General features: G+C 46.4%; 23 protein-coding genes and 1 tRNA gene. 2 read left to right on the top strand and 22 right to left on the bottom strand.

The annotated features are described in order from the left end of the window. Positions 1-10: 10 nt before the first annotated feature. The 22 genes from V7Z75_RS02675 to V7Z75_RS02570 all read right to left on the bottom strand — a co-directional run bounded on the left by V7Z75_RS02675 (position 11) and on the right by V7Z75_RS02570 (position 23,697). Positions 11-880 (bottom strand): glycosyltransferase family 2 protein, encoded by an 870-nt coding sequence (locus V7Z75_RS02675; RefSeq protein WP_334107019.1) that lies wholly within the window; start codon positions 878-880, stop codon positions 11-13. Between the two features lie 63 nt (positions 881-943). Continuing rightward, on the bottom strand, positions 944-2,386 hold the full coding sequence (locus V7Z75_RS02670; RefSeq protein ID WP_334107017.1) for an endo-1,4-beta-xylanase: 1,443 nt from the start codon (positions 2,384-2,386) through the stop codon (positions 944-946). An 8-nt stretch (positions 2,387-2,394) separates the two neighbouring features. Further along, positions 2,395-3,765, bottom strand: a complete 1,371-nt coding sequence (locus tag V7Z75_RS02665) for an O-antigen ligase family protein (RefSeq protein ID WP_334107016.1) — start codon at positions 3,763-3,765, stop codon at positions 2,395-2,397. Positions 3,766-3,799: 34 nt separating this feature from the next. Beyond that, the gene (locus V7Z75_RS02660) at positions 3,800-4,411 is read right to left on the bottom strand and encodes an acyltransferase (RefSeq protein ID WP_334107014.1); all 612 of its coding nucleotides are present in this window, start codon (positions 4,409-4,411) and stop codon (positions 3,800-3,802) included. Beyond that, positions 4,395-5,519: a glycosyltransferase family 4 protein gene (locus V7Z75_RS02655; protein WP_334107013.1), complete on the bottom strand. Its 1,125-nt coding sequence runs from the start codon at positions 5,517-5,519 to the stop codon at positions 4,395-4,397. The genes V7Z75_RS02660 and V7Z75_RS02655 overlap by 17 nt, the downstream gene beginning before the upstream one ends. A 124-nt stretch (positions 5,520-5,643) precedes the next feature. After that, positions 5,644-7,128: a lipopolysaccharide biosynthesis protein gene (locus tag V7Z75_RS02650; protein WP_334107011.1), complete on the bottom strand. Its 1,485-nt coding sequence runs from the start codon at positions 7,126-7,128 to the stop codon at positions 5,644-5,646. After that, positions 7,128-8,105 carry a GDP-L-fucose synthase family protein gene (locus V7Z75_RS02645; protein WP_334107010.1) on the bottom strand — a complete coding sequence of 326 codons (978 nt, stop codon included), beginning with the start codon at positions 8,103-8,105 and terminating at the stop codon, positions 7,128-7,130. Before V7Z75_RS02645 ends, V7Z75_RS02650 begins: the two co-directional genes overlap by 1 nt. Before the next feature lie 5 nt (positions 8,106-8,110). Then, positions 8,111-9,199 carry a GDP-mannose 4,6-dehydratase gene (gene gmd / locus V7Z75_RS02640; protein WP_334107009.1) on the bottom strand — a complete coding sequence of 363 codons (1,089 nt, stop codon included), beginning with the start codon at positions 9,197-9,199 and terminating at the stop codon, positions 8,111-8,113. 71 nt (positions 9,200-9,270) lie between these two features. Beyond that, the gene (epsI, locus tag V7Z75_RS02635; RefSeq protein ID WP_334107007.1) at positions 9,271-9,948 is read right to left on the bottom strand and encodes an exosortase-associated protein EpsI, B-type; all 678 of its coding nucleotides are present in this window, start codon (positions 9,946-9,948) and stop codon (positions 9,271-9,273) included. Further along, positions 9,945-10,838 (bottom strand): exosortase B, encoded by an 894-nt coding sequence (xrtB, locus tag V7Z75_RS02630; RefSeq protein WP_334107005.1) that lies wholly within the window; start codon positions 10,836-10,838, stop codon positions 9,945-9,947. The genes epsI and xrtB overlap by 4 nt, the downstream gene beginning before the upstream one ends. 1 nt (position 10,839) lies before the next feature. Beyond that, positions 10,840-11,715, bottom strand: coding sequence for a chain length determinant protein tyrosine kinase EpsG (epsG, locus tag V7Z75_RS02625; RefSeq protein ID WP_334107003.1), 876 nt, complete (start codon positions 11,713-11,715; stop codon positions 10,840-10,842). A gap of 11 nt (positions 11,716-11,726) precedes the next feature. Further along, positions 11,727-13,127: a chain length determinant protein EpsF gene (gene epsF / locus V7Z75_RS02620; RefSeq protein WP_334107001.1), complete on the bottom strand. Its 1,401-nt coding sequence runs from the start codon at positions 13,125-13,127 to the stop codon at positions 11,727-11,729. 35 nt (positions 13,128-13,162) lie between these two features. Then, on the bottom strand, positions 13,163-13,960 hold the full coding sequence (gene epsE / locus V7Z75_RS02615; RefSeq protein ID WP_334106999.1) for a polysaccharide export protein EpsE: 798 nt from the start codon (positions 13,958-13,960) through the stop codon (positions 13,163-13,165). Positions 13,961-13,986: 26 nt separating this feature from the next. Next, positions 13,987-14,910: an EpsD family peptidyl-prolyl cis-trans isomerase gene (locus V7Z75_RS02610; RefSeq protein ID WP_334106997.1), complete on the bottom strand. Its 924-nt coding sequence runs from the start codon at positions 14,908-14,910 to the stop codon at positions 13,987-13,989. A gap of 65 nt (positions 14,911-14,975) precedes the next feature. Continuing rightward, the gene (locus tag V7Z75_RS02605) at positions 14,976-16,361 is read right to left on the bottom strand and encodes an undecaprenyl-phosphate glucose phosphotransferase (protein WP_334106995.1); all 1,386 of its coding nucleotides are present in this window, start codon (positions 16,359-16,361) and stop codon (positions 14,976-14,978) included. Between the two features lie 10 nt (positions 16,362-16,371). After that, positions 16,372-17,592 carry an XrtB/PEP-CTERM-associated polysaccharide biosynthesis outer membrane protein EpsL gene (epsL, locus tag V7Z75_RS02600; RefSeq protein WP_334106994.1) on the bottom strand — a complete coding sequence of 407 codons (1,221 nt, stop codon included), beginning with the start codon at positions 17,590-17,592 and terminating at the stop codon, positions 16,372-16,374. Between the two features lie 18 nt (positions 17,593-17,610). Beyond that, positions 17,611-18,315, bottom strand: a complete 705-nt coding sequence (locus tag V7Z75_RS02595) for a CAAX prenyl protease-related protein (protein ID WP_334107378.1) — start codon at positions 18,313-18,315, stop codon at positions 17,611-17,613. 121 nt (positions 18,316-18,436) lie between these two features. Then, the gene (locus V7Z75_RS02590; RefSeq protein ID WP_334106992.1) at positions 18,437-19,057 is read right to left on the bottom strand and encodes a PEP-CTERM sorting domain-containing protein; all 621 of its coding nucleotides are present in this window, start codon (positions 19,055-19,057) and stop codon (positions 18,437-18,439) included. 53 nt (positions 19,058-19,110) lie between these two features. Then, a complete protein-coding gene (locus V7Z75_RS02585) occupies positions 19,111-19,263 on the bottom strand; it encodes a hypothetical protein (RefSeq protein ID WP_334106991.1) in 153 nt (50 codons plus the stop codon). A 117-nt stretch (positions 19,264-19,380) separates the two neighbouring features. After that, entirely contained in the window at positions 19,381-20,301 is a 921-nt protein-coding gene (locus V7Z75_RS02580) for a PEP-CTERM sorting domain-containing protein (protein WP_334106989.1), read from the bottom strand. A gap of 367 nt (positions 20,302-20,668) precedes the next feature. Then, the gene (locus tag V7Z75_RS02575; RefSeq protein ID WP_334106988.1) at positions 20,669-23,368 is read right to left on the bottom strand and encodes a TonB-dependent receptor; all 2,700 of its coding nucleotides are present in this window, start codon (positions 23,366-23,368) and stop codon (positions 20,669-20,671) included. A 252-nt stretch (positions 23,369-23,620) separates the two neighbouring features. Further along, positions 23,621-23,697: transfer RNA gene (locus V7Z75_RS02570), tRNA-Val, on the bottom strand. A gap of 144 nt (positions 23,698-23,841) precedes the next feature. Between V7Z75_RS02570 and V7Z75_RS02565 the strand changes: the two genes are divergently transcribed. Further along, on the top strand, positions 23,842-24,483 hold the full coding sequence (locus tag V7Z75_RS02565) for a 2OG-Fe(II) oxygenase (RefSeq protein WP_334106986.1): 642 nt from the start codon (positions 23,842-23,844) through the stop codon (positions 24,481-24,483). After that, the gene (locus V7Z75_RS02560; protein WP_334106984.1) at positions 24,480-25,952 is read left to right on the top strand and encodes a pyridoxal phosphate-dependent decarboxylase family protein; all 1,473 of its coding nucleotides are present in this window, start codon (positions 24,480-24,482) and stop codon (positions 25,950-25,952) included. Before V7Z75_RS02565 ends, V7Z75_RS02560 begins: the two co-directional genes overlap by 4 nt. The last annotated feature ends 4 nt before the right edge of the window (positions 25,953-25,956 follow it).

Below are 25,956 nucleotides of genomic sequence, written 5' to 3'. Positions count from 1 at the left end.
GCGGTATAGATTATTTTTTACTGAATAGCTGGCCGAGAATGCCTGCGCACCAAAATCGCGCATAAGGCCACAAGAAATATATGGGCCAAAACAGGCCGCCATGACGGGATGTCAATGTCAGCCATGATTTTACCGGCAAACCCTTGCGGCTCAACATTTTCTTCCATCTCACCAGCAGGGGTAAGGTCGTGTCGCTATAGGTGCCCTGAGCAGAATTATTTGAGCAATATCCATGCCACCCTGGCGCAGAGATGACCTTGAATCCAGCCTCTCGCGCCCTCATGGCATAATCGATATCACCCATGCCATGAGCAAATATAGGGTCTATACCGCCAATTGTCTCCACAATTGCGCTAGGAACAAGCACGAAATTACCATTCATTGCATCGCACTCAGTCTCGACTGTATGTCCGATGAGGCGACGGAAATTGAAAATCTTGTACCTATGGGGAGCATACAACCCCCCATAGGTACATGCTTTGGTTTTCTGATCTATTGTAGAACCGACCACGATAATGGGATTAGCGCTAGCCGCAACCTGATAGCTTGCTAGCAGTCTCTGCAAAGCATCAGGCACAACATGGGTATCATCGTTGATCCATAGATAAAAATCCGGCCTGTACTTGCGGGCCAAAGCTTGTGCCTGGGCCATACCTCTAGCCCAAAATAAGTCGCCACTAGTACGGAACACCTCCACCCAGGCAAACTTTGCACTCACTGCATCAGCAGTACCATCATTGCTAGCATCGTCTACCAGCACAGCTTGAATTTCCACCTTAGCCTGTCTAGCGGCTACGCACAGTGCATCCAAACAACTAATCGTCGACTCACGCCGATTAAAGCAAGTCAACAAAGCACATATTTTTATTTTTTCACTCATCCTACACACTTTTCTGAGCAGCTACTCTGAGCTCGAAAGAAGCAAGCAGCTACCTATCAATTACTATTGTGTTTCCAATCTAATACGCACTGGCATTGCTGAAAGCGAGACATTCAATATATTCGTTTTTGGAATAGTAATAGGTGCGACACTCAAGTCTGCCGACTGCATTCCAACAGCAAAGAATCCCGTCGGCAGCGTCAGTTTATATCCCCCCGGCCTATCAGACCATGCAAAAATATAACTTTGCCCATTCTGCACAGCCTCACATGCATAGGTGCTAGCTGCAAGATTAGTACATTCTGCGACCTTTGTACCCATTAACCAAGATTGCATTTGAACCATAATATTAAATAGAGGCATGGGACCTCCTTGAGGATTAACCATACCTGAATTAATATTATCCCAAGCGTAATAATATAACCGCTGAATATTTGACGCTGCAGAAATAATAAAATGTTGAGCGGCCAAAGCAGTAACCTCGGAAATAGTAGCCTTCTCACCAGCCATTGTTTGAGGGCCTTCCAGTTTTAAAAATACTCCATCCTCAGTATTCCAAAGCGGTAAATGACTTACACCGTTATTTTCCATCACCTGCCGTACCTGATGTATATGAGAGAACATTTCTTTGGCAGAACTAGCGTAAAAATGATACGTGATACCGTCTACATAAGAAACGCCCCCAGCCTTAAGATACATATCTAATCTATCAGCACCATTAGTAAACCCAGGAGTCAGAACCAAAGCGTCGGGATCTATCTCCTTAATAATTTTGTATGCTGAACTCGCCAAAGCAACCATATCCTTTACACTGCCCGTGAAAAATGCATGGGCTCCACGATCTCTAGGAATATCAGAGAACTTAGGCTCGTTCCATATTTCATAAGCTTTTATGCGACCTTTATATCGAGTAACAACACGTCGTACATACTCCTCCCAATGAGCAAGCCTAACCGGTTCAGCCGAACACCCAAAACCATACGGACATACTTCATATGGCCTAGCAGATGCCCACTGAGGAGTGGATCCTAATGTATATAAAATCTCCGCCCCATTCGCTTGAGCTTTCGCCACATATGCGTCAAGCCTATCAAAATTCCATACACCAGCTTTAGGAGCAATATCGGCCCATCTGGTAGTAGAATCCCAGAGGCGTAGGCTTCCAATCTTAACGTTTGATGACGGCCACTGAGTAGGGACATAAGCTTGCGTCTCATTACTTCTCAACACAATACGATGCATGTGAGCTCCAAAAAACACAGGCTCCAGCCCCTCATTTTTAATTACAGTTGAAGATGTCCCATCATCAGGCACTTTTGTTGTTTTGTTATTTTTATTAGCATCTTGACTCTGAGAGCTAGTAACAGAAGTGCTAGAAGTAGGCTTTGAATTAGATATTGGAGAAGGCTTCGTCTGAGCAGGAGCAGAGAAAGTCGCCCCACTAACAGCCCCAATCAACATAGTTAACAGAAAAAAACTTACTATTACACTTAATGTGGTTTTCACTCTCAACCTCACTCTCTTATATATCTGTAAACATATAGAGCTGTATCAGCTTTTTTTCTTACTACATCAGATCTACCCAAATCACTATTTTTTCTAGTTGCCAAATAAGCAAAAGCCACACCAAAGATAAAACTCTGGAGAAAATCAACTCCATAGGGAACATAATACGCAGTCTGCATTAGCACCAGGACCAACAGCACCTCAGCAACAGGATTATCTCCTTCAGACTGAGCTAGTTTATACAATCCTCTAATAACATAGAATATTATTATTAGCAGTGCACCCAGTCCCAATAGACCTGTATTGAAAAGTGTCTGCACATACATATTATGTGCTTGATAATCAATTTTTCTTACCTTCCCCAATCCTCCGACATCTCGAGACATATCAGCACCAAAGCTTTGCCCAATCAAAATTGATTTAGGTCCAGCACCTGCCCATTTCTTGATAATTTCTTTCCAACTTGACATTCGCTCAGCTGTTGTATCTTTACCTGCAAGTGCACGCTGAGCAGAACTACCTATTTGATTAGCCACTCCCGATAACTTATCACTAAAAACCATAGGTAACGCAGTCATGACAGCAATAGATACAATCAGCAGAATTTGAATTGGGCGACTTGAGCGTGCCGATCTACCAATCGCAAAGCTACATAAAACACCAACAATACCAGCCAACCAGACTGACCTATGCTGCAATGTCACCACAGCACCAAACAACATTGGAGTCCAAAAGCGCAACCATTGAATCAATTTATAAAAGAACAACCCCACCACTAGCATCTCAACAAGCAATAACGCCTCCATAGAGCGTACAACCCGAATTGCTCCATCAACATTATACGCCCCTCCAGGAGGCAAAAGTGCTGTGATAGGAGTGTAATAAACGGTCCATCTATATATACAGAGAATCACCAGAAAAATTGCGACCACACCTAATAGACGCAGCAATTTCTTAATGCGCACGTCATCCATTGGAAAACTCATTGCATACAATCCAGCAGCCAAAAAATAGTAATAATTTCTTGCCTGGACCCCTGCCTGCGTGCCAAAACTAGCTAAACCAAGCACCATACTAATCACCAAAACCACAGCAAATACAGTCCACGCCCAGTGCCGCTTGGGATAATCATCCGCTAGCAAGAAACGCAACCCTGCAATGGCACCAATAATTAGCAGAACAAAATCTGTATAATATATTTGCAAGCCCAACTGAATATATCCCACTTGCATCATAATGGCTTGAACCAACCAAATGCCAATAATCAGTGTAGCCCCAAACATAAAATGTCTATAGGATGCCAGTAAAATTACCGGCAATAAAATGGCAAGTATGATGACCAAAAGAAACGGAATTATTGTAAATAAATATGACATCATCTTGACTTTCGCTTGAAGTAAGAAATAGACTTACTCAATGAATATATTTGACAACCTTAGCTGGATTTCCAGCTACAATTGATCGTGCAGGCACATCTCTAGTCACAACAGCTCCTGCCGCAACAACCGCACCGTATCCAATAGTGACGCCTTTTAGAATAATGGCCCTCATCCCTATAAAAACATCGTCCCCTATCTCTACAGCCTTAGTTGAGATTTCTTGATCATTACTATTATGCCTTCTATTTAGAGGCTTAATTGCATGAAAATCAGTATCAACAATCATCACATCTGCACCGATTAAACATCTTTGACCGATTTTTACAGATGTAGCTGCACAAATTGTTCCACCGCTAACCCCTGTATCATTGCCAATAGATATTTTTGCACTAGATCGCAAAGTACGTATTATTACAGGGTGAGCTACCCCCAACGCGGTAAAAGCTGAGTTCAAACAAAGCACAACATTATCGCCGATGCTAATTTCAGAACGTGGATATAACTTCACAATAGGACGACCTATCAACTTTACAGCTTGCTCTCTTTTAACTCCAATTACATCCAAATAGACCAGACTGAGATACTGACTTATCTTAGACAACACTTTTTCATAAATTGTAAATATATATCTAAGCAACAGTTTCACGATGTAGCATTTCTTTTTTGTACTGATCCAAATAAGCATCAACAACTCGATGGACAGAAAAGCGTTCGGCCATAGATTTTCTAGATGCCTCGCTAAGTTCTTGCAATCTCTCAGCACTCCCTAACAAATTTTCAAGTACTACAGCAATAGCATCTGCATTAGTAACATCCACAAGAACCCCATCATTTCCAACAACCCAAGGAACGGCACCACTATTCTCGCCAGCTACAACCGGCAACCCTATAGCCATGGCCTCTGCAATAACGGCCCCGAATGACTCCTCAAGAGAGCAATGCAACAAAACATCTGCATCCGTCATCTCATCCAGTATCCTCTGATGTGAAACACTACCATGAAAACGAATCCGCCCCTGAAACCCTTGAGAGCACCACCACTTCGATGCTGACTCTCGTTCACCATGATCATGTCCAAAGACATGCAACTCCACCAATGGCATCAAGGCACTCAACTTAGCAAAGGCATGCAATGCGGTAACAGAGTTCTTGTGAGCATCCCAGCCATTAGCAACCATAAGAATTTTCTTAACCGAAGCTAAATTGCTCTTTTTACTCCGTTCAAAAATTTGACTACTTAGTGGATTAGGAATTACATCAACAACAACCTTACAAAATGACTGAATTTCACCCACCATATAGGGCGACACTGTGGTAACACATTTTGCCCGGCTAAAAACATATCTAGCCATCCCAGCACGTAACCATCGATATAAAGAGTACTTTAATCCACTATTTTTATAAAACTTAGCAATTCTAATCGGCGAGTCATGACTGGTCACCACATGCGGCAAACCCGTATTTATTGCTGCCCATGCATATTCATAAGCCCAATGGGCATGAATAACATCAGGGCTTACAGATGTAATAGCTTTTTGCAAGCCTTGACGTTCAAATGCGAATAAATCAACCACCCTTCCTAAGCGTCTACCATTCGGCATCCATGCTTTTGGTCTAGCTGGAATATAATAAATTTTAAGCTGACCAATACCAGCCTCAATTGCTCGGCTATTGAGCAGTGACATATCAGCCGAGGTGGTGAATACTGAAACTCGGTAGCCTCTACTCAAAAGCTCACCAATAAGTGTAGCCATCAGAGGAGCCCCCGCATGCCCTTCGGGTAAAGAGTTAATTTCCCCTTTTAAATACTGGACTATATCTCTCGTAGCCACTGGGCCAACGATTCCAATATGAAGTGGTTTCTGCAATCTATTTAGCCTATCTTGATAAGTTAAAACTAAAGATCTTTTTCATGACAGGCATTCGATCCTGTAAAAACTGAACAGAATCCAACTTACCCAAAGCGCTCCTCAATATGATAAATGCAATCATTGAAGCCCCCCCTCCTGTTAGAGCCTGTACAGCCAAACGGATTACAGGTGACTGAATATCAGAAGATACGTGCATAACCCCGTAAACCATCATGCCAACAAATACACCAAGCAATAGAATACTAGCTGTAGCAACAATCAGGTCATGAGCTTTGCACTGCAATACTCTATGCATAAGGAAAAGATAAGCAGTCATCCGTAACCACTCAGTAAATACAATAGCAATGGCTATAGCAACCAATCCGAAATGACTTGCCAGAAACACTGAAATCAACAAAATAACTAAAGCAGTTAGCTGGAACCTCAGTTTTATTTTGAGCTCCCCGAGGGAATCCAGTGTTACACCGGCAATATGAGAAACAATAAGCGGCCCCACAGATAGACCTAATACTTGCAAGACAGGGATGCTATCTAACCATCTATCCCCAAGTAACACCAATACAATGTCAGGAGCAGCAATTGAGAGACCCGCTCCAACAGCAAAGGCATACCCTCCAATAAATATCAATCCTACTTCAAAGCTAACTACATGCTTCAATGACTGACTGCCAATTGACGAGAGTACTGGAAACAATGCCTTTGTAAAAATATTGGTTGGTTGTTGTACAGGTAAATTTGCCAGCAAGAAAGCTCGGTTATATAAACCAGCAGCAGTATCGCCAAGCGTTTTACCAATAATAATTGAATCAAAATTAAAAGAAAGAAACTCAACAAACCCTATTAGAGAATATCGCCCCCCAAAAGACAGAAAATGATTTCTCGCAGAGGATGAATGTCTCAAGGTGAGTGAGTGCCGTGTAACTGTATATGCTAGTAATGCTGTCAAGAATAGTTGTGCTATAGATGCACCAACAAGTGCCCATACACCATATCCTGCTACGGCCATTCCAATACCAACAATCCCATATCCTGCTATATAAGATAAGGAATCAATCATTGCAATTTTCTTGAACTCTGTTTTTCTGCGCATTAACCCCATCGATATTGCAATAAAGCCATTAATAATAAATGTTATAGATAAAGCACATAAAACGGGGGTTAATGCTGGCATTTTAAAAAAGATACCAACAAGTGGAGCACTAATCAGAGAAATCAAAAAACAAATAGTAGAAATTACGATAGAAACTGATACTGCTGCTGAAACATCATCCTGCTCCAACGTAGGTTTCTGAACTATAGCTGCACCCACACCCATTTGAGAAAAATAACTTAAGAATCTCAAACTAACGTTAGCAATAGCCATCACACCAAAATCAGCAGGTTGCAACAGTCTCGCCATGACAGCCATAAACATCAGTTGAAAACCCGCCATTAGGAGGGCAGATAGCCCTCCCCAAGCAATTCCAGCTTTAAGTTGAGTCAATCGAGACATTAAGCTGACAGCAAGAAATCTTTATATGCATGAAGCAGCCCCTCTTCCAAACCGGTTCTCGCTTTCCACCCTGCCTGAGCCAACCGATCCACACTCATGAGTTTTCTTGGCGTGCCATCCGGCTTGGTAGTGTCGAATTCGATGTTGCCTTGGTAACCCACTGTTTGTTTGACGAGCTCCGCCAGTTCTTTGATAGTGACATCCTCCCCTACCCCCACGTTAATGAGTGGCGGTTCGAATCTACCTGTCTTGCTTTCATCGCTACCCAACAAAGCCTGGTATTGGTCTTGCGGTAGGTTCATGAGGTAGACACAGGCGTCAGCCATGTCGTCACTGTAGAGGAACTCTCGCTTCGGTGTGCCTGTGCCCCAGACAGTGACCGTCGGTTGGTTGTTCTGCTTGGCTTCGTGGAACTTGCGCAGCAGGGCCGGAATGACGTGGCTGTTTTCGGGATGATAGTTGTCACCAGGGCCATAGAGATTGGTGGGCATGGCTGCTAGGTATTGTGTGCCGTATTGACGGTTGTAGCTCCAGCACATTTCGATGCCAGCAATCTTGGCAAGCGCATAAGGACGATTGGTCGGTTCCAATGGGCCAGTCAGAAGGTGTTCCTCCTTCATGGGTTGCGGTGCCAGTTTGGGGTAGATGCAGCTGGAGCCAAGGAACAGGAGTCGGGTGACTCCGTGCTTCCAGGCGCTATGGATGACGCTGTTCTGGATGGCGAGGTTGTCGCGGATGAATTCTGCCGGGTAGGTGTTGTTGGCGACAATACCCCCCACTTTGGCCGCGGCCAGGAAGACGTATTCCGGCTTGTATTCCGCAAAGAATTGGTCGGTGGCTTTGTCGTCAGTGAGGTCCAGCTCGGCATGGGTGCGCTTGAGGATGTTGGTGTATCCCTTAGCTTCGAGGTTTCTGACGATGGCAGAGCCAACGAGTCCTCGATGCCCTGCCACATAGATGCGTGCGTGTTTGTCCATGCAGATTACTCGTTGTAGTCGTAGGCAGCAAAGCCGTGCTTTTTGACGAGTTCGTCACGCTGGGCGCTCTTGAGGTCTTCACGCACCATTTCGGAGACAAGCTCCTGGAAGGTGGTCTTGGGGGTCCAACCGAGTTTTTGTTTGGCTTTGGTCGGGTCACCCAGGAGAGTTTCGACTTCGGTAGGACGGAAGTAGCGTGGATCAACCTGGACGATGGCTTTGCCGTTACTGTCATAGCCTTTTTCTTCGACGCCTTGGCCTTTCCAGGTGATGGCGATGTCAAGTTCCTTGGCAGCAGCATTGACGAAGTCACGAACGCTGTATTGCACGCCAGTGGCAATGACAAAGTCTTCTGGATGGTCTTGTTGCAGCATGAGCCATTGCATTTCAACGTAGTCCTTGGCATGGCCCCAGTCACGCAGGGCATCCAGGTTGCCGAGGTAGAGACTGTCTTGCAGGCCGAGCTTGATACGGGCCAATGCACGGGTGATCTTGCGGGTGACGAAGGTTTCGCCACGCAATGGACTTTCGTGATTGAAGAGTATGCCGTTGCAAGCATAGATGCCGTAGGCCTCACGATAGTTGACCGTGATCCAGTAGGCATAGAGTTTGGCTACTGCATAAGGACTACGCGGATAGAATGGGGTGGATTCTTTTTGTGGTATTTCTTGTACCAGACCATAGAGTTCGGAAGTGGAGGCTTGGTAGAAACGGGTCTTTTTTTCCAGGCCAAGGATACGGATGGCTTCGAGGATACGCAGGGTGCCAATGCCGTCGGCATTGGCAGTGTATTCGGGAGTATCAAAGCTGACAGCGACATGGCTCATGGCAGCCAGGTTGTAAATTTCGTCTGGCTGGACTTGTTGGATGATACGAATGAGGTTGGTGGAGTCAGTCAGGTCGCCGTAGTGCAGGATGAAGTTTTTGTTATCAACGTGCGGGTCTTGATACAGGTGATCAATACGGTCTGTATTGAACAAGGATGCACGGCGCTTGATGCCGTGGACGATATAGCCTTTACTCAATAAAAGCTCGGCCAGATAGGCTCCATCTTGTCCGGTAACGCCCGTGATTAATGCGACTTTCTTTGTCATTTCTTACCTCATATATTTTAAATAATTCTTAACCACCAGACAGAAGTCTGACATCAAACAACGCAAATAAATTAAATACCAGCCACTCTGGCACGCAACTCGACTGGCAAAATCTGCAAAAACTCTTTGACAAAAGCCTTTTGCACCTCAAACGCGTGCTCTGTATCACTAGTAATGGTCGACACTCTGAAAATCAGGCCATCTGGAACAGTAGAGCGCAAGCCATATTTCAGCTGCGCGATCTTGGTCTCTGTTGCGCCTGAAACCACCGACCCACCAACAGTTGTCCAATAGGTTAAAGGTTCAATCCGGCTACCCATAAAGGTGACAAGGCGCTTAACCCTGATACTCCCGAACTCGGTTTCCAACGTACCCTTTTCGCTTGATCTCACCTGAAAACCTTGGGCCGGATAACATACATCTGGCAAGTGCAATTGGTTGGCATCGCTCTGGTCTTCCCCATACGCGATAGAGAGCATGATGTATTCACCCTGTGCGTTCACATACGTACGCGACAAGGTCTGGCTGTAAATACGCTCAATGGTCTCTTGTTGCTGAGGGTTGACAATATTGGCTACAGCTTGCGGCACCTCTCTCCATTCCGCGAACTGCACAGGGACTAAGCTATCGAGCTGAATCGGGCCTAACTCCTGTGCCAGTCTGTGCGTTGGCTTCCAGATGCTGGCTCCTACCAGAGCCGCCACCATCAACACCATCAATATCAGATTTCTAATCAACTGGATACTCATGTTAAAACAGATTCCTGCCGAACGCGCGATGCTATCCATTTCCGCTCGAAGAACTGCAACAATGTATCTATCCATAGAATCAACACCAAAGCCACAATAAACAACAACATACCGGCAAAACCATGCATAAAGCCCTGCCCTGCTGCATCACCAAAGTAATAGGTGATTAACGTCAATGTAATGACACGAATCACATTGGCTATGAACGAAATAGGTATGATGAGGATTGCAAGTGTGACATTCCTGAACATGGAATGACTTCTAACAATATTCAAATACAGCAAGCCCAGTGCCTCCAAAGACATCAGCGTATGCAATCCAGCACATGCATCTGCCACAAGTAGTTGATATTGGCCAATCTGCAATATCACTCCGCTACGTGCCATGGGATAACCCACTCCATACAATACCAACTCAGCCACATAGGAAACCGCAATCTTCATAGGCATAGTGACTGCATCTACTAAACCCGCTGGCAATGGCATCATAAAAATCAGAAAAAACAGGGGAAACCAGAAAACCCTGACCGCCGATAGACCTCGAGTAATAAGCAGCAACCCTATCAGTACAAACAACTGTGACCCTAAATCAAAAATCAGAATGTCCTGTGAATGCCCTACCATGTAAAAGAACAAGCCTACCAGGAAAAATAATGTCCCGATCCAAGGGCGGGGAACTTCACCTGGTTCCTTATTGAGGAAGAACTCTCTTCTAACGTATATCAGATATCCCACAATTAGGAGAATCAATGGACCATGCGCCTGCTCCTCGCTTCTCCAGACCGTATTGCTAAGATGCACATAGGTTGGCACATACAGCATCAAGAAACCGATAATGAGTGGCCATACCTGCCGAATGGCTCCTAGCCACTGTTGAAGATGCTTATTCATTTCAGAAATCTACAAGCACGTTACCTACCACCTGAGTACCATTGTTATTGAATTGCTCGGTAATAGTAGAAACGTCGCCATAACGTGTCTTGTTCTTACGTGCAGCAAGCACTACACCACGCACATAGGCAGCAATAGCGTAGACATCAGCGCCGTAAGACACGGCTGGCGCATCAATCAAGATTACATCAAACTGCTTCTCCACTTTGGCGATGAAATTACGGAACCCTGGGCGGCTCACCAACTCTTGCGGATTAGGTGCTAGCGTTCCTGCAGTCAAAACAGACAAACTATTGAAGGAGTTAAGCTTTGAAATCACTTCAGCATCAGCACGTCCAGCCAGCACATCTGACAAGCCTTTTTTATTATCTAGCCTGAAAATCTCGTGTTGCCTAGGTGATCGCAAGTTGGCATCTATCAGCAAGGTATTCTGGCCAAGTTGCGAAAATACCACCGCAAGATTGGAAATTAGGTAACTTACACCGTCACCAGCATTTGCTCCAGCAATGACTAAGGACTTTCTTTCTGTATCAAACCAGTGGAGAGTCAGCTGACTACGGATATTTCTCAGCACCTCAACCTGCTTACTGAACGGCTGATATGCGGCAATCAGCTCCTTAGAGTAGATTTCATCATCTGATAAATGCAAATGCGGATAATCAAACTGCCTTGCAAGTACCTGCTGGATATCCTGCTCCGTAATCAAACCTAGACTCTGGGCAGCTTCACCAAAACGTATTCCACGTTCCTTATGTAGCCTCATGATCCGTTCAGCATCCTCAGGGGTGATCTTCCCCATTCTCAGAAGCAAGCTTCCAATACTAAAATCAGAAAAGGCATCAACCAATGGATTTTCTTGATGTACAGGGCTACTCATTCAATGACTCTCTATTTTAATAATGGACGACCACCACCAAAGGAGTTTAATACTTTCCATTTGGTACTCGCTTTTGCAACCACACCTAGCACAGGTGCTTTCGTTGCCATGTAAAGATCTTCTGGCATACGAATACGCCTATCTATTAATTCAAGTAATAAAGCAAAGCCTATACCAAGCAAGGTGCCAACAAAAGTTGCAATCAACAGATTAAGAAATACTTTAGGACTGGAAGGCTTAATCGGTGCCGTTGCTGGATTGAGGATAATGACATCTGACTGATTGGATTGCGCCTCTATATCATTATTGGTAAAACGCTGCAATGCAACATCATAAACACGTTGGGCATTCTCAACCTCACGAGACAGCATCATCAGCTCATCACGCTCACGGTTAAGTGCGAGCAGCTTGCTTTTTTGTGCGGCTAAAGCGCCCTGTAGCTCCGACTCTCTTTGCTGCAGGATTCTAGAATTGCTCGCCACATTGGCAGACACTGACTGTGCCTGGCGCGCAAGCTCAGCCTTTAGATTATCAATCTCAGCCTTAGAGCCTTGATACAAGGGATGGTTACGCTCATATTTTTGGGAAATTTCTGCAAACTTGGACTCAGCCCTAGCAATCTCAGTCTTAAGATTCTGAATTATGGGATTTGACGCAATATCAGGTGAGTCTTGTATGCCTGAGCCAACGGCACCCCGCTGGCGAGATTGTGCCTCCATACGCTGAGCTTGAGCAGCCACGACCTGAGAAGATAGCTCACTCAAGCGGGTACGCTCTACATCCATTCTATCATCCAGACTGACAATACCCTTATGCTGCTGGTACTCAGAAAGTCTTTCTTGAGCCAATTGCAATTTTTCGCGGAAGCCTTTGATCTGCTCATCAAAATACAAGGCAGCCTTTTTAGAAGGTTCCACTTTCAATTCGATATTCTTCCTGAGATAAGCTTCTGCAAAAGCATTCGCAACAATCGCAGAGAATTGAGGATTCGCACCCTTGAAGCTAATGTCGATGATGCTGCTTTCTTTAGAGGGCTGGATATCAAGACTGTTCAGCAGAATATCAGCTAACCAGTCTGCAAGCTCACCCTTACCCTCTGTAGCTTCCTGAAAATTCTGGTAAATAGCTTGATTGTCAGCCAGCTTCAAATCTGTGATGACCTGCTTTGCCACATTTTTACTACTAATAATATCAACCTGTGTCGCCATATAACCAGGCATCAATTGTCCAGGCACGGCCAATCCGGTAACGGGATCAGCTCCCTTATAATTGATCAATACCGAAGCTGTAGCCTTGTAGGTCTTGGACATAAGTAAACTTACGCCCAATGCGGCAAGCACCACCACCAGCAAGCTTGCCAAAATAACCTTGTATCTAGCCCGCAATATAAAGAAGAACTGAAAGAAGCTCATTTATTTACCTTTAATAACAATATGGCCAATTCTGACTAGAAAAGACTTTCTTTTACATACACAACGTCATTTGGCTTCAGTAAATCATCTGGCCTAGCATCAATGATTTGTATGACACCATTGTCATCTTGACGCTTGATTTTTATGCCTCGCTCAGTACCTCGAAGACTCAAGCCACCACCAGTGGATAGAGCCTGCAAGACTGTCATATTCCGCTCAAGCTTGTATTGACTTGGACGTTGCACCTCACCATAAATATAGAATCGAGGAGACCGTTCAACATATACAATATCGCCACCGTTGATCTTGATATTGCGCTCAAGAATGCCCTTATGCATGATTTGTGTCAGATCGACCTCTTCTCGCACAACTGTGTCATCTTTGTTCCGTAGCACAGTTATAAAATCACCACCATCAAGCGCCACCCCGCCAGCGAGGGCAAGCACATCAGCCAATGTACGTGCAGAATCCAGCGGGTACCTTCCAGGGCGATTCACTTGACCTAGCACGGATACTTGTTGGCTTTGTAATTGAGCAACAATAATATTGACATGCGGGTTTTTCAGATATCCCCCGCGCTCAAGCATGCTTGCAATTTTGCGCTCTGCAGCAGCCGTAGACTCCCCACCAATCTGCACTTCACCAATCAAGGGATAGGTTATCGTACCAGACTCACTCACTCGCACTTCAAGAGAAAGATCGGGCTGCTCAAACACAGAAATCTTAAGCACATCGCCAGGCCCTAGCACCGTATCAGACTCCGCGGCATGTACACCCGCCATCACCATTACCAATAGTGCAGTAAATAACCACCTGATCATCTTATTCATCATATCAACCCATGCGTAAATTAAACTTGTTATTTCAAACCACTAACACCACTGGCAATATCACTCTCAGAGCTAGATTTCTTTTCTGTAGCAACAGTATTCTCAATCTCTTTAGGCTTCTCAACAGAGCTATCTAGATAATCTATCTTAGCTTCAGATCTTAAGCGCTTAATTTCAGCTTCCCCTACCTCTTTACGTTTCTTATTCAACAATATCTGCTCAATTTGCTGAGCAGCATCTGTCAGAGATACTGGACTATCTTTCACGCTATCCATCAGCACCAGCATGGTTCTTGGCCCCATACCGATCACAAATAGCTGGCCTTTTCTTGCATCTTTCAACCGCTCAGAAATTTGCGGCGGTAACTCAGCCACGCTGCGCGCCACCTCGCCACGGTCATATTGAATGCCTTTGGAATCTAACCACACGGCCACTTCTTGCAAGGTTTTGAAATTTCCCAGTGCAGACTTGAAGTTATCATTGATATGGCGTGAATCGATCAGCAGCTGCTCCATTTCCACCAGCTTACGCTCTGCAAAGAGCGCAGGGTTTTGCTTATAGAAGGCTTCGACCTCTGTTTTTTCTGGCTTGCCAACATTGGCAACCTTGCCTTGCAAATAAGCCTGGGCAATGATTTGTGATTTTGCACGCTCAATGGCTTGCATCACGTTGGGGTCACGATCGACCTTGGCCTTGAGGGCGGCTTGCTCCAGCAATTGGCGATCCACCAGGGCATTGAGGATTTGCTTGGAGGCTTGATCTTTCTGGGCTGGCTGCACGTTTGCGCGTGCCAGTTCTTCATTGAGCTGGTGAACGGTGATCTCCTTGCCGTTGACGCTCACCAGCGACTGGCTGGCCTTGCTGTCGTGCGACTTGTCGCCACAACCAGATAAACCTGCGCCTATTGCCAAAGCGATCAATGCACAGCTTGTGAGCTTAGACCATTGTTTCATTGCAACTCCATATTGGGTATTCAACTTTAAATCTCCTCAAAATTCTGCAAAATCACACTGCGCCATTAATAGGCATTATCTTTTTTAAACACCACCAACACCGTCCTGACGACGATCCACAAATCAAATGCCAGTGACCAGTGGCGCAAATAATCCAGATCGTATTCGATCCGCGCTTCCATCTTATCCAACGTGTCAGTTTCACCACGCAAGCCATTGACTTGCGCCCAGCCTGTAATTCCGGGCTTGACTTTATGGCGCAACATATAGCCACGAATCAATTTTCTATATTGCTCATTATGAGCGACCGCATGTGGTCTCGGCCCGACAATACTCATCTGCCCTTGAACAACATTAATGAACTGAGGCAATTCATCCAATGAATTTTTACGCAGGAACCCTCCTATAGGCGTCAGTCGCTGATCCCGTTTCTGTGCTTGTACTACTTTATCACCGTCCTCCATGACCGTCATGGAGCGAAACTTGTATACCAGAATTTCCTCGCCATTCAAACCATAACGCCGCTGCTTGAATATTATCGGCCCCTTGGAGGTCAACTTTACAGCCAACGCAATTGTAAGCATGATCGGTGAGAGCATTAACAGGATAAGCGAAGCAAGAATAATGTCACTAGTCCGTTTGACTAAACTATTGAAACCTGTAAATGGCGTTTCAAGAATCGCGACCACAGGTACACCAGCCACATCATCGAATCGCGCCTGCACCAGATCAAAAATATAAATATCCGGCACAAAATAGACAGATGCCGTTGTATCCTGCAGATCCTCAAATAGTTGGCGAATACGTGGCTGAGCAGACATTGGCAGGCTGATAAAGATAATCTGGGTATTGTTGGCGCGCACATAGGGAGCAATATCAGCCATTGCTCCCAGCAAGGGAATATCCCGCATTCCCTTCGGATGCCGCGACACTTCGCGATCATCAAACAAACCCTTTACATCCATAAAGAGATAAGGGTCTTCATTAATGCGATTGACTAGCCGCACGCCAATATCATTGGCGCCTACAATGATCACCGAGCGCACTTCCCCATTTTTGTACAGATCAGAGGCGATCTTGCGTATGGTCAAGTGCGCCATGATAAAAAAACAAGGCAGCAAACCGAGCCAGATATAAACCACCTCTGCATCATACTGACCATGCAAATCCGCCGCATAGCCAATAAATATCAGTATTGCGACAACAATAGTCCAACCAAACAAGATATCCCGAATGTAACCAAGCACCTTGCCACTACGCCAAGTACGATAAAGATCCAGGCGTTCATATACATTGGAGGAAACGAAATAAGTCAGTAACGCCAGAATCAGGTAATACCCATTGAATGGCTCATCATATAAAAATGTGAAGCCATATAATGTCCCCAAGATAATCAAGGGGTCTAGCAGCTGCTTGAAGAAAGCGACTAATGGAATGTCATTGACCGTCATTTAGCCACCATCAAAATTCATATTGGCCAGTTAAAGCAATACCATTGGAATCAAATCCGTATCTATCATCATTCGAGTCCCGAGCACTATGAGTAACAGATGCATTCAGCATAAATGACAAAGTTGGTTTATATATTAAAGCCAAAGAGTAATTCTTATCTTTATCTGACCGGTCTTCCCTAGCAAATCCAGTATCGTTAAATGCAAAGTCCCGTTTCTCGTATTTTACATTTCCTTGCAATGTTAATTTACTTGTCATATACCAACTGCCCACCACTGATGCACCTGTATTCTCGGTATAGCTAGTTGTCACAAATGCCTGAGCATTATTCTCTTTCCAAGCAGAGAAATTGAGCCCTGTTTTACCGGTCGGCGCCCAAGAAAAATTCCCACGCATATTAAACTTGCGAAAATCGCGCGCAGAGAACTCATCATATTTTCTATCTACAAGCCCACCCAAGAACTGTAATTTAGATTTACCTGTAACGGCCCAGTCAACATTGAGTTTCAACTCGTCTTGGTCATAATCATTACTTACAGACGCTCCCTGAAAAACTTGAGTAGGCTTTGTTCCTTTAACATGTCGATATAAAACCCCAACTACACTTCTACTAGGTGACAAATAGTCCAACCCAACTTCATATGCATTTTCTTCCAGATTTGATGCTTTCTGAACTTCATATTCTGTCTCCGAGTTACTTAACGCCGCTCTTGCCCGCCATCTCGGATGGAACAACCAGCGAGCTTCCAACAAACGGTAATCTTGTGTTCGCGTATTCAAAGACAACCCCTGCCCAGTCTGGGCTTGATAATCAGCAAATGGAACCAATGCCTTTTTATGAGTAAGCTCTATTTTCCCATCCAGACGATTTCCAAGCTCCCAATCCCATCGCCCTTTCATATCTCGGCCAGTGTTGTCCAGCTCCGAATTCCGGTCAAAATTTGTTTTGTTGGCACCAATATCGACATAAATCCGCTGGCGGCTGATTTCCTTATCCAGAATAATCCCGACACCAGTCATCATTACGGTATCAGACATTTTGGAACCAGCCGCCTGCTGTTTGCTACTGAAGCGCCTCAAATTATCATCATAGGAGTATGTCAGGCTTGCATAAGGTCGGATCACATCCCCTTCCAGTGCATAGGCAGGCAATGTAAAACTGAAAAGCTCAAGGCTTAAAGATGCGATCAGGGCAACTTTTATTAATTTAATTGAGTGAGGCAATCGCAAAGAAGGTTTCCCCAATTGTTACCAGTAATGCCAATTACCGGTGTAAATGATCCAAACTCCCAAGATACCGTTGGTCACCGCGTGGGCGATGATCGGCATCCAGATTTTTCCGCTTCGGATATAAAGCAAGCCGTATGCCAAGCCGGCGATCAAGCCAGCAAACCATTCGGTATGTTCTATGGCAAACAGTGCTGACGAGACTAGCAGAGCGAGCGCGCCAACCTGTTTGGGGTTGACGTTCAGGAAGTGTTGATTGTGAATCCAGCGCATCAGGAATGAGCGCCAGAACAGCTCTTCCATCAAGGGCACGACCAGCGCGGCCCCCATCACTCTTGTCGCCATCAGCAGACAAGCTTCTGATCCGTTACCCGGATCAAAACCCTCAGATGGCTCGCCAAGCAACATCCATGGCGCATCCAGGTTTATCCAGGCGATAAATACTAACACACCAACTGTAATTGCGCTCAACCATGACCGCAGCTTGAGTGTGGAGATATCATTGAGCTCGACATAATATCGACGCAAAGACCATAACAACAGCGCAACCAAGCCGACTTTGATACCGTACAGCCAGCGCAGATCAACATCTACCGGCGCTACCTGGGCGAATATATCCACTGCCGCCATGAACAGCATGTAGAGTGCGAACGGAGCAATCCGGCTCCATATTTCAGGATTTAATTTTGAAGAAACCATGTGCCAACAAGTGAAGCAAACCCACACATCATACAAAAAATTCTCAACAAATGATATAAATTCTCATTTGAACAAGCCATTGATACTAAAAAATAAGTCGGCACCAGGCCGACTTATTTTTAGATACTACTCAATGACAATGACCAATTTATGACAGGTCTTTGCTCTTGCGACGACGCGCCACAACGCCCATCAGACCCAGGCCAACCAGCATCAGGGCATACTCGGATGGCTCTGGCACAGCAGCTACCTGGTAGCCACTCAGCCACATTTCCTGGAATACACGGCCACCTTCGCTGGAAGAAGCACCTTGTACGATGCGCACGGCATCATCACCCCATGCATAGGTATACAGGCTTGCATCCACGCTCAGGAAATAGATGCCGGAGTTGGGATTGCTCTCACCAATGCTGACATCAGTACGGATGGCCACCTTGTCCAGATCAAGATAGCTCGCAGCATTAGCATCGCTGTAACCAGAAGCAACGTAATCCGAACGGGCTGGATCGCGCAGACGGTAGCCGCCAGCAGCACCAGCATAAAGTTCATCAGCAAAGTACCATGCCGCAGAAACAGTCGCTACTTCAGAAAAACCGGTACGAACGATGGAGTTGATTTCAGAAATACCGCCACCGCCATGAATATTGCCTTGTGGATAGTTAGGCAATAACTGGAAATAGCTGCCGATAATCAATTGGTTGGTAGTTGCATCAATCCATACGGTATCAATAAAGTTACCCACCTGGATGCTGCTATCGACAGGCGACATCACAGCGGTTGTCGTCGATGCCTGCTGAGTCCAGGAAGCTGGAATGCCGCCGGTCAGGAAGAATGCGCAGTGTTTTGGTTATTGGTACTACCTGGAGTACGTGCGCCAGTATTCAGCACATCCACAAAATCACCAGCATAAGCACTGCTTACACTTGCCACAGCCAATGCGACACCAGCCACCACCTGCTTGAATGAAACTTGCATTGTATATTCCCCTCTTATGTGGGCCATTACCCTATGAGCGGGTAATGGCTCCGTTCTTAAAATTAACAACTTTCTCCATTGTGTTCCGCATACTTAATATATGCGGGATATCCGGCTTTAGGCCAGATTCTTTCTGCGGCATGCTACAGCTCCCAGCAAGCCCAGTCCAACCAGCATCAGGGCATATTCAGATGGCTCAGGCACAGCAGCTACGGATGCTACAAAACCACCAATATAGCCACCGACAATTGCTTGACCTTCTTCACCGGCTTGATAAAAGCCAATGGCTTTGTCGCCCCAAGCGTAATACTGCGCATCGGTCTTGACCAGGAACAAGCCGCTCCATGGGTTGCCTTCGCTCACACTGAAGTCACCCTTCTGACGCACCGTACCATCCGGACTCAACAGCACAGTAGCATCGTAGCTATGATCATCGGTCAACCCTGCCTGGTACATACGCAGGTCATAGTCAGTTGCAAAGGTCCATGCCGTAGATAACACACTAGTGTTAGGATTTAGGGTAGCGTTGAAACGATAGAGGTAGTTGGCCTCTTCATTGTTGTCCACACGATTCAGATAACGGGTGCCAAACACCAAGGCACCGTCAGCACTATCCCGGTACACAAAGTCATAGATATCTGCCTGTGCCGAACCTGGCGCCAGATCAACACCGGTGGTGACATGCCAGTCCAGCAATGTCAATGTGCCAGTGCCGGTGGTGTTAGCCGGGTTATTCGGGTTACCTGTAAAAGTGCGATAATCCAGCGAAGTTGCGATCACATCCCCATTAGGATTACCAGAAACGTATTGAGAAAACTGATCTCTGACAATGGGATCATATCCAGACAGGTACGTTGCATCCGTAGTCAAGATATAAAACTTGTCAGAATTAGGATTGTTCGTACCATTGACAAGCCCGCCATTACCGGTAGTCAGCTTGCCACCAACACCATTGGTCAGGGTTACAAAATTACCCGCATAGGCGGAAGAGCCAGCAAACATCATGGCAACGCTTAATACCAGTGTCTTCATTTTCATCGTTAATCTCCTTGTAGACTTTCTCTCTTAAAATTCGGCCTCTATGAGCGAAGCCTGTAACAAATGACAGTTATTCAACTCCACTAACTATCACTAGTTTACCTACTGCAAAATCCGGGCCTGATTTTCCTCTTGCTCACCCAGGCCATCAATCACCAATCAACACCCTCAAACCCCACCCCACCAAAATTGTTACAAATCATTAACATATTGCGAGTGGCCAATCTTTGCTGCAAAAGCGATGGTCTTAAAATTAGTCCAAACAGACTAATCATTCTGAAATTTGACTACTCTCCATTCCCGCCACTTCATTGGTTTTTTCTGGTTACAAACAACCAGTGTGGTTATTTACAACCACCAACAACCACTATTTCTTGTCAGAACCAACTTTTTTCCAATCCAGGTCAAAGGCCAAACCAACCCAAACAGCTCGAGGTGCTCCAGGTCCAATAAATGTCGTATTGTTGTACAAAACTGTGCCATCATCCGTTCTCCGGTAATTACCCCCCGCATCAAAAGGAGTTCTCCCCAAATCACCCGCCGTAGCATATTTCTTATCAAAGATATTGTCGGCCTTCACAAACAAGGTAAATCCATAATCAAACTTATAAGCTGCTCTCAAATTGAATACGGCATATCCAGGAATCGTGCCATCCCCTATGTAATCAAATGTATCAACCGTATTCGCACCTACCGTTGAATTTGTCGCAGATCGTGGATGATGCTTATTATTTTCATTTCCACGCACATACGAGAATGAATGCATGACCATACTCAACGTGGCATCAAACCTGTCACTAAACCGGTAATTCCAGTTGGCCTGCACAATATGCCGAGGCATTCCAGGCAAGTTATCGCCTGGCTTGATGTTCACTAATGTTTGCAAGCTTGGAGGAGATTCAACGATATGAGAACTATTGTTAGGGTTAATTGCGGTAGCAGATGATTCGAATGTGGCCAACAGATAGGTGTAGTTCACACCAAACCGGCTTCTCCCCGCAGCACCCTGGAATCCCATTTCAATACCTTGCCGCAGGGTTGCCCCAAAATTATCGAATACCCCGCGATTCTTACGTCCTAAGGGCATAAACAAGATGTCATTTTTGAGCTCGGTACGGAATAACCCAATGTTCCAACTATACTGATCCTGAGTACCTCGCATGCCTAACTCATAAGCTGTGGAACGTACTTGCTTGAGATAAGGGTCTGCCGATAATGCTGTAGGGATGGAGCAACCATATTGATAATTGGTCGATCCTACCGAGTTATCCTTTGTATAATCCCGCGCGCAGCCCAACTCAATCACAGTAGGAATTCTCGCTCCCCGACTGATATTGCCATATAGTGACAAGCTATCAATAGCCTGCCATACAGCACCAATTGCCGGATTAAAACTCCTGTAGTCATAATCCCCATCTGAACATATCCATCGCGCAAAATCTGGCTGACCCGGTAGCAAAGGTCGAGCACCCTTGCAATAATCACGATCGGCGCGAAAATCAGTAAGGTCAAAGTTATACAAATCCTTACCACGATCAGATTTCAGTTTATTTTTTACATTTGCCCAGTTGAATCTCGCTCCATAGGTAATATGGAGATTATCGACAGGCGACCAGGTATCACTGAAAAACAAACCCTTGGTGCGACTGCTACCCGTCAGGTTGTTTCTAATAATCGGGTGTGCAGCCGCTGCAATCCTCCAAAAATCGTCCCCATATAATTCCGGATCGCCGTAATGAACTTCACGATCAGGCGTCATCTCCGCTAGTTGCTGGGATTGTTGAAATTGTATGTTAGTCGAGTCATAGCTTGCCCCGGCTGTAATCTGATGCTTATCCAGATCAAACATGGCTTGCAATGTCCAGCCTTCTGCTGATTGATTCAAGCTGCTGAGGTTGAACATACCTGTCAGCCTTGAAGCATCCGGGCAATATTCACTTATCACTTGATAGCAGCCAGTCACATCTCCAGGAAAATATGGTCCGCCAAGGTGACCCATCTTATTCACACTCTCATAAGTATCCCCACTTGTCGCCGATTGATGCATTCTGCGCTTATATGCCATTGCAGATAATGATATGTAGTCACTGACATCCCAGCGCGCATTCAAGTTGTAATGATCCAGTTTGTTACTGGACTCATCCGGAGACGTGAACACCCATTTTCGGTTGGTTTCCGCCATTTCAAAGGGAATCAATCCATTCCCCGTCAATGCCGTATCGACATTGAGCGCACTCAGGTTAATTTCACCCTTGGGCAGCCTGAGCGTGAGATTGTTATATAGCTGACGCAGGTTGCTCGGAGAGTTCTGGCGCCAGCCATCTTCCTCGAAGTGGTTATAGGCTGTAAACAAACCTATTGTGCCGTTGTTGATGCCGTTGGAGAGCTGCACTTGCTGACGGCCCCAGGCACCGGCAATAACTTCGCCACGAGCATGGTTGTCGGTAAAGCCAGTCTTGGTGCGGATGGCCAGCGCACCGCCCAGGGTATTGAGACCGAACAAAGGGCTGGAGCCAGGCAACAGATCTATAGAGGCGATGGCGTTCATGGGCAGCAAGTCCCAATTCACGACGTCGCCAAACGCTTCGTTGACCCGCACACCGTCAAGATAGACGGAGATGCCTTGGGGCGTGCCTATCATGGGTGAGGCAGTGAAGCCGCGGAAATTGAGGTCTTGCTGGAAGGGGTTACCGGCATAGTCGTTGATGCTGACCGATTGCATGTTGTTGTTCATGTATTCGGTGATGTTGACGGCGCGGGACTCGGAAATTTCCCTGGCAGTGGCGCTCTGGATATTGGTGGCTGCCTGTTCCCGGTCTATGCCAACACCGGGCAAAGGGCTGACGATACGTACCCGCGGCGCGCGGATGACGATTTCTTCAACCCTAATGGCAGGCTCCGGAACTGCGTTGCTGCTCTGCTGCGCTTCAGTGTCTGCCGTATCCTCTTCTGCAGCAACAACCTGCCCCGACATCATCCCCAGCATAAGGGCCAATATATACGCCGCGCCATGCGGGCACACTCTCCCCCGCTTCATTCTTGCCAGCAACTCTCTCTCCTTCTCCATATACATCATTTTTCTTTTTTGATGAGTGCTGGCTTTTTAGCCAGCTTAAGAGGTAACCCAGCAAGAGTTGCGCCATACCATGAGAATGAATTTAAGTTAATGTTTTTATTAATTTTTCAATAAAAACATCACTTCAGAGAAAAGTAAATTTGGCTGAATACAACCATACAGGTTGCAACCAACTGGCTATATACAACCAGAAGTGTCGAATGGAAAAACAAAAAGCCACCGGATGGTGGCTTGGGAGGAAACTGGTAGACCCGAATGGACTCGAACCATCGACCTCTGCCATGTCAAGGCAGCGCTCTAACCAGCTGAGCTACGGGTCTGCATTGTTCCATGCGGAACAAAAGAGCTGCGCATTCTAGCGCAATCACGCAACCTTCGCAATCATGCACAATAAAAATGTGCGCTGCGCACTGAAAGAACAGCGCCGTTATAAAATAAGCATCTCAATTTCATCAAGGTTTGCCATGCCTCTTTTGGCTCTGCCCACCCATCATATTGACTACATTGCTGAAAGCATTGCCGAGCAAGGTTATGCCATTGTGCCGGAATTCTTTCCCCCATCATTTATTTCTCTCTTGCGTGAAGAGGCATTGGCATTGCAGGAGAAAGGAAAACTGAAACAGGCTTCCATCGGCCAAGCGGAACTCAACCAATTAGATCATCGCATTCGCGGGGATTTGATCCATTGGCTAGATTATGAGGATCAGGCCAACACAACACAGCAACACTTTGCCGCCACGATGGAAGCCCTGCGCGAAGCCCTCAATCGGCATTTTTACCTGGGCTTGTTCGAGCTGGAGCAGCATTTTGCCATTTATCCACCGGGCGCCATTTATCGCAAACACCTGGACCAATTTCGCGGCAATGAGGAGCGACAGGTGAGTTGCATTCTATACCTGAACCAGGGTTGGAAAGAGGAATACGGCGGCCAACTGCGCCTGTACCTGAATGGGGAAGCGGCAGAACCTTATATTGATACCGTGCCGATGGGCGGCACTCTGGTGGTGTTCCTTTCCGGCCGGTTCTGGCACGAGGTGCTGCCTGCTTCCCGGCCCCGCATCAGCCTGACGGGGTGGTTCAGGAAGCGCGGAGCATCGCTCACATGAGCTTGCCAACGCTTGAGCATTTATTTGACCCGGAGCAGTTTCGCGCCAACGGCCATGCTTTGGTAGAGCTGTTGGCTGAACAGCTTGCTTTGTCATTACATGGTAAGAATGGCCTGATGAAGTGGCAGCCTCCGCAGGCAGCGGAACAGGCATGGCAACAAACCATGCCGGAAACCCCTGAACTTGATTCCGCAGGCTTAATTGAATGGATCAAGCAGGAAGTCTTACCCCGCAATCTCAATATGTATCACCCGCACAGCATGGCACATCAGGCAGCGCCACCCTTGCCGGTGACGGTATTGTCCGAGCTGGTAGCTGCTTTCAGTAACCAGGCCATGGCCACCTATGAAACAGGCCCGGCAGCCACACTCATGGAGCGGCAGCTTATCCGCTGGCTTAATGCTTTGGTTGGCTGGCCGGAAGGTAGCGGCGTGCTGACATCTGGAGGCAGCCAGGCCAATCTTACTGCCCTGCTTGTCGCCAGGCAGCAGGTAGAAAATAGTATCTGGGCAAAAGGAATATCCGCTGGCTCCAGGTTGCGCATCCTGACCTCAACCCTATCGCATTACTCCATCCGCCGCGCTGCAGGCATCATGGGATTAGGCGCAGATGCAGTCATCAGTGTTGCTGTGGACGAGCAAGGCCGCATGTGCATGCGAGCGCTGCAAGAGGCTTATGAACAATGCAAGGCCCACAATGAACAGGTGATGGCAGTAGTGGCAACGGCTGGTTGCACCGCAACCGGCAGCATCGACCCTTTGCGGGAGATCGGGGAATATTGCCGCGCTCATGACTTATGGCTGCATATTGATGCGGCGCATGGAGCCTCTATCCTATTGTCCAACCAACATCGTGAGAAATTGCACGGTATGGCATTGGCGGACTCCCTGAGCTGGGACGGCCACAAGCTGTCATTCATGCCGGCTACCGTCTCCGCAGTGCTATTTCGGGAGGACCAAGCCAGTTACCGTGCGTTTTCGCAGGATGCATCTTATTTGTTTCATGAAGAAGATGACATGGCGGAGCTGAGTTTCCATACCAGCTATCGCACCTTGGAATGCACGAAACGCATGATGGCGCTGAAATGGCTGGCTGCATTCAAGCTCTATGGCAGGCAAGGCATGGCGGCGCTGGTGGAGCATGTGTTTTCGCTAGCAGAGCAATTTGCCGGATTGCTTGCTCAGACCGCTGGTTTTACATTGTTGATGCCGCCGCAGACCAATATTGTCTGTTTCCGCTATCTGGGGGATCCTGCCATACGATGGGACACGGCCTCATTGAACACGCTGCAGACCAATATCCGCCAACAGTTGCTGCATCAGGAATTGTTTCATGTGAGCCAAGTGGATATCGACAACAACACCTGGCTGCGATGCGTGATCATGAATCCATACACTGACCACTCTCACCAAGAAGAACTGCTAAAGGCCGTTGCCACGATCGGCGAATCGTTGATCAATCACGGCTGAACAA

It is taken from the genome of Methylobacillus sp., assembly GCF_036844465.1.
Classification (GTDB): domain Bacteria; phylum Pseudomonadota; class Gammaproteobacteria; order Burkholderiales; family Methylophilaceae; genus Methylobacillus.
This window is presented reverse-complemented; position numbering and strand designations above follow the sequence as displayed.

What these genes read in the sequence shown, in the direction of transcription:
- V7Z75_RS02675 (WP_334107019.1), bottom strand. Translation starts at nt 880, where the DNA reads ATGAGTGAAAAAATAAAAATATGTGCTTTGTTGACTTGCTTTAATCGG.
- V7Z75_RS02665 (WP_334107016.1), bottom strand. Translation starts at nt 3,765, where the DNA reads ATGATGTCATATTTATTTACAATAATTCCGTTTCTTTTGGTCATCATA.
- V7Z75_RS02655 (WP_334107013.1), bottom strand. Translation starts at nt 5,519, where the DNA reads ATGGCTACACTTATTGGTGAGCTTTTGAGTAGAGGCTACCGAGTTTCA.
- V7Z75_RS02650 (WP_334107011.1), bottom strand. Translation starts at nt 7,128, where the DNA reads ATGTCTCGATTGACTCAACTTAAAGCTGGAATTGCTTGGGGAGGGCTA.
- V7Z75_RS02645 (WP_334107010.1), bottom strand. Translation starts at nt 8,105, where the DNA reads ATGGACAAACACGCACGCATCTATGTGGCAGGGCATCGAGGACTCGTT.
- gmd (WP_334107009.1), bottom strand. Translation starts at nt 9,199, where the DNA reads ATGACAAAGAAAGTCGCATTAATCACGGGCGTTACCGGACAAGATGGA.
- epsI (WP_334107007.1), bottom strand. Translation starts at nt 9,948, where the DNA reads ATGAGTATCCAGTTGATTAGAAATCTGATATTGATGGTGTTGATGGTG.
- xrtB (WP_334107005.1), bottom strand. Translation starts at nt 10,838, where the DNA reads ATGAATAAGCATCTTCAACAGTGGCTAGGAGCCATTCGGCAGGTATGG.
- epsG (WP_334107003.1), bottom strand. Translation starts at nt 11,715, where the DNA reads ATGAGTAGCCCTGTACATCAAGAAAATCCATTGGTTGATGCCTTTTCT.
- epsF (WP_334107001.1), bottom strand. Translation starts at nt 13,127, where the DNA reads ATGAGCTTCTTTCAGTTCTTCTTTATATTGCGGGCTAGATACAAGGTT.
- epsE (WP_334106999.1), bottom strand. Translation starts at nt 13,960, where the DNA reads ATGATGAATAAGATGATCAGGTGGTTATTTACTGCACTATTGGTAATG.
- V7Z75_RS02610 (WP_334106997.1), bottom strand. Translation starts at nt 14,910, where the DNA reads ATGAAACAATGGTCTAAGCTCACAAGCTGTGCATTGATCGCTTTGGCA.
- V7Z75_RS02605 (WP_334106995.1), bottom strand. Translation starts at nt 16,361, where the DNA reads ATGACGGTCAATGACATTCCATTAGTCGCTTTCTTCAAGCAGCTGCTA.
- V7Z75_RS02590 (WP_334106992.1), bottom strand. Translation starts at nt 19,057, where the DNA reads ATGTCGCCTGTCGATAGCAGCATCCAGGTGGGTAACTTTATTGATACC.
- V7Z75_RS02585 (WP_334106991.1), bottom strand. Translation starts at nt 19,263, where the DNA reads ATGCAAGTTTCATTCAAGCAGGTGGTGGCTGGTGTCGCATTGGCTGTG.
- V7Z75_RS02580 (WP_334106989.1), bottom strand. Translation starts at nt 20,301, where the DNA reads ATGAAAATGAAGACACTGGTATTAAGCGTTGCCATGATGTTTGCTGGC.
- V7Z75_RS02575 (WP_334106988.1), bottom strand. Translation starts at nt 23,368, where the DNA reads ATGGAGAAGGAGAGAGAGTTGCTGGCAAGAATGAAGCGGGGGAGAGTG.
- V7Z75_RS02565 (WP_334106986.1), top strand. Translation starts at nt 23,842, where the DNA reads ATGCCTCTTTTGGCTCTGCCCACCCATCATATTGACTACATTGCTGAA.
- V7Z75_RS02560 (WP_334106984.1), top strand. Translation starts at nt 24,480, where the DNA reads ATGAGCTTGCCAACGCTTGAGCATTTATTTGACCCGGAGCAGTTTCGC.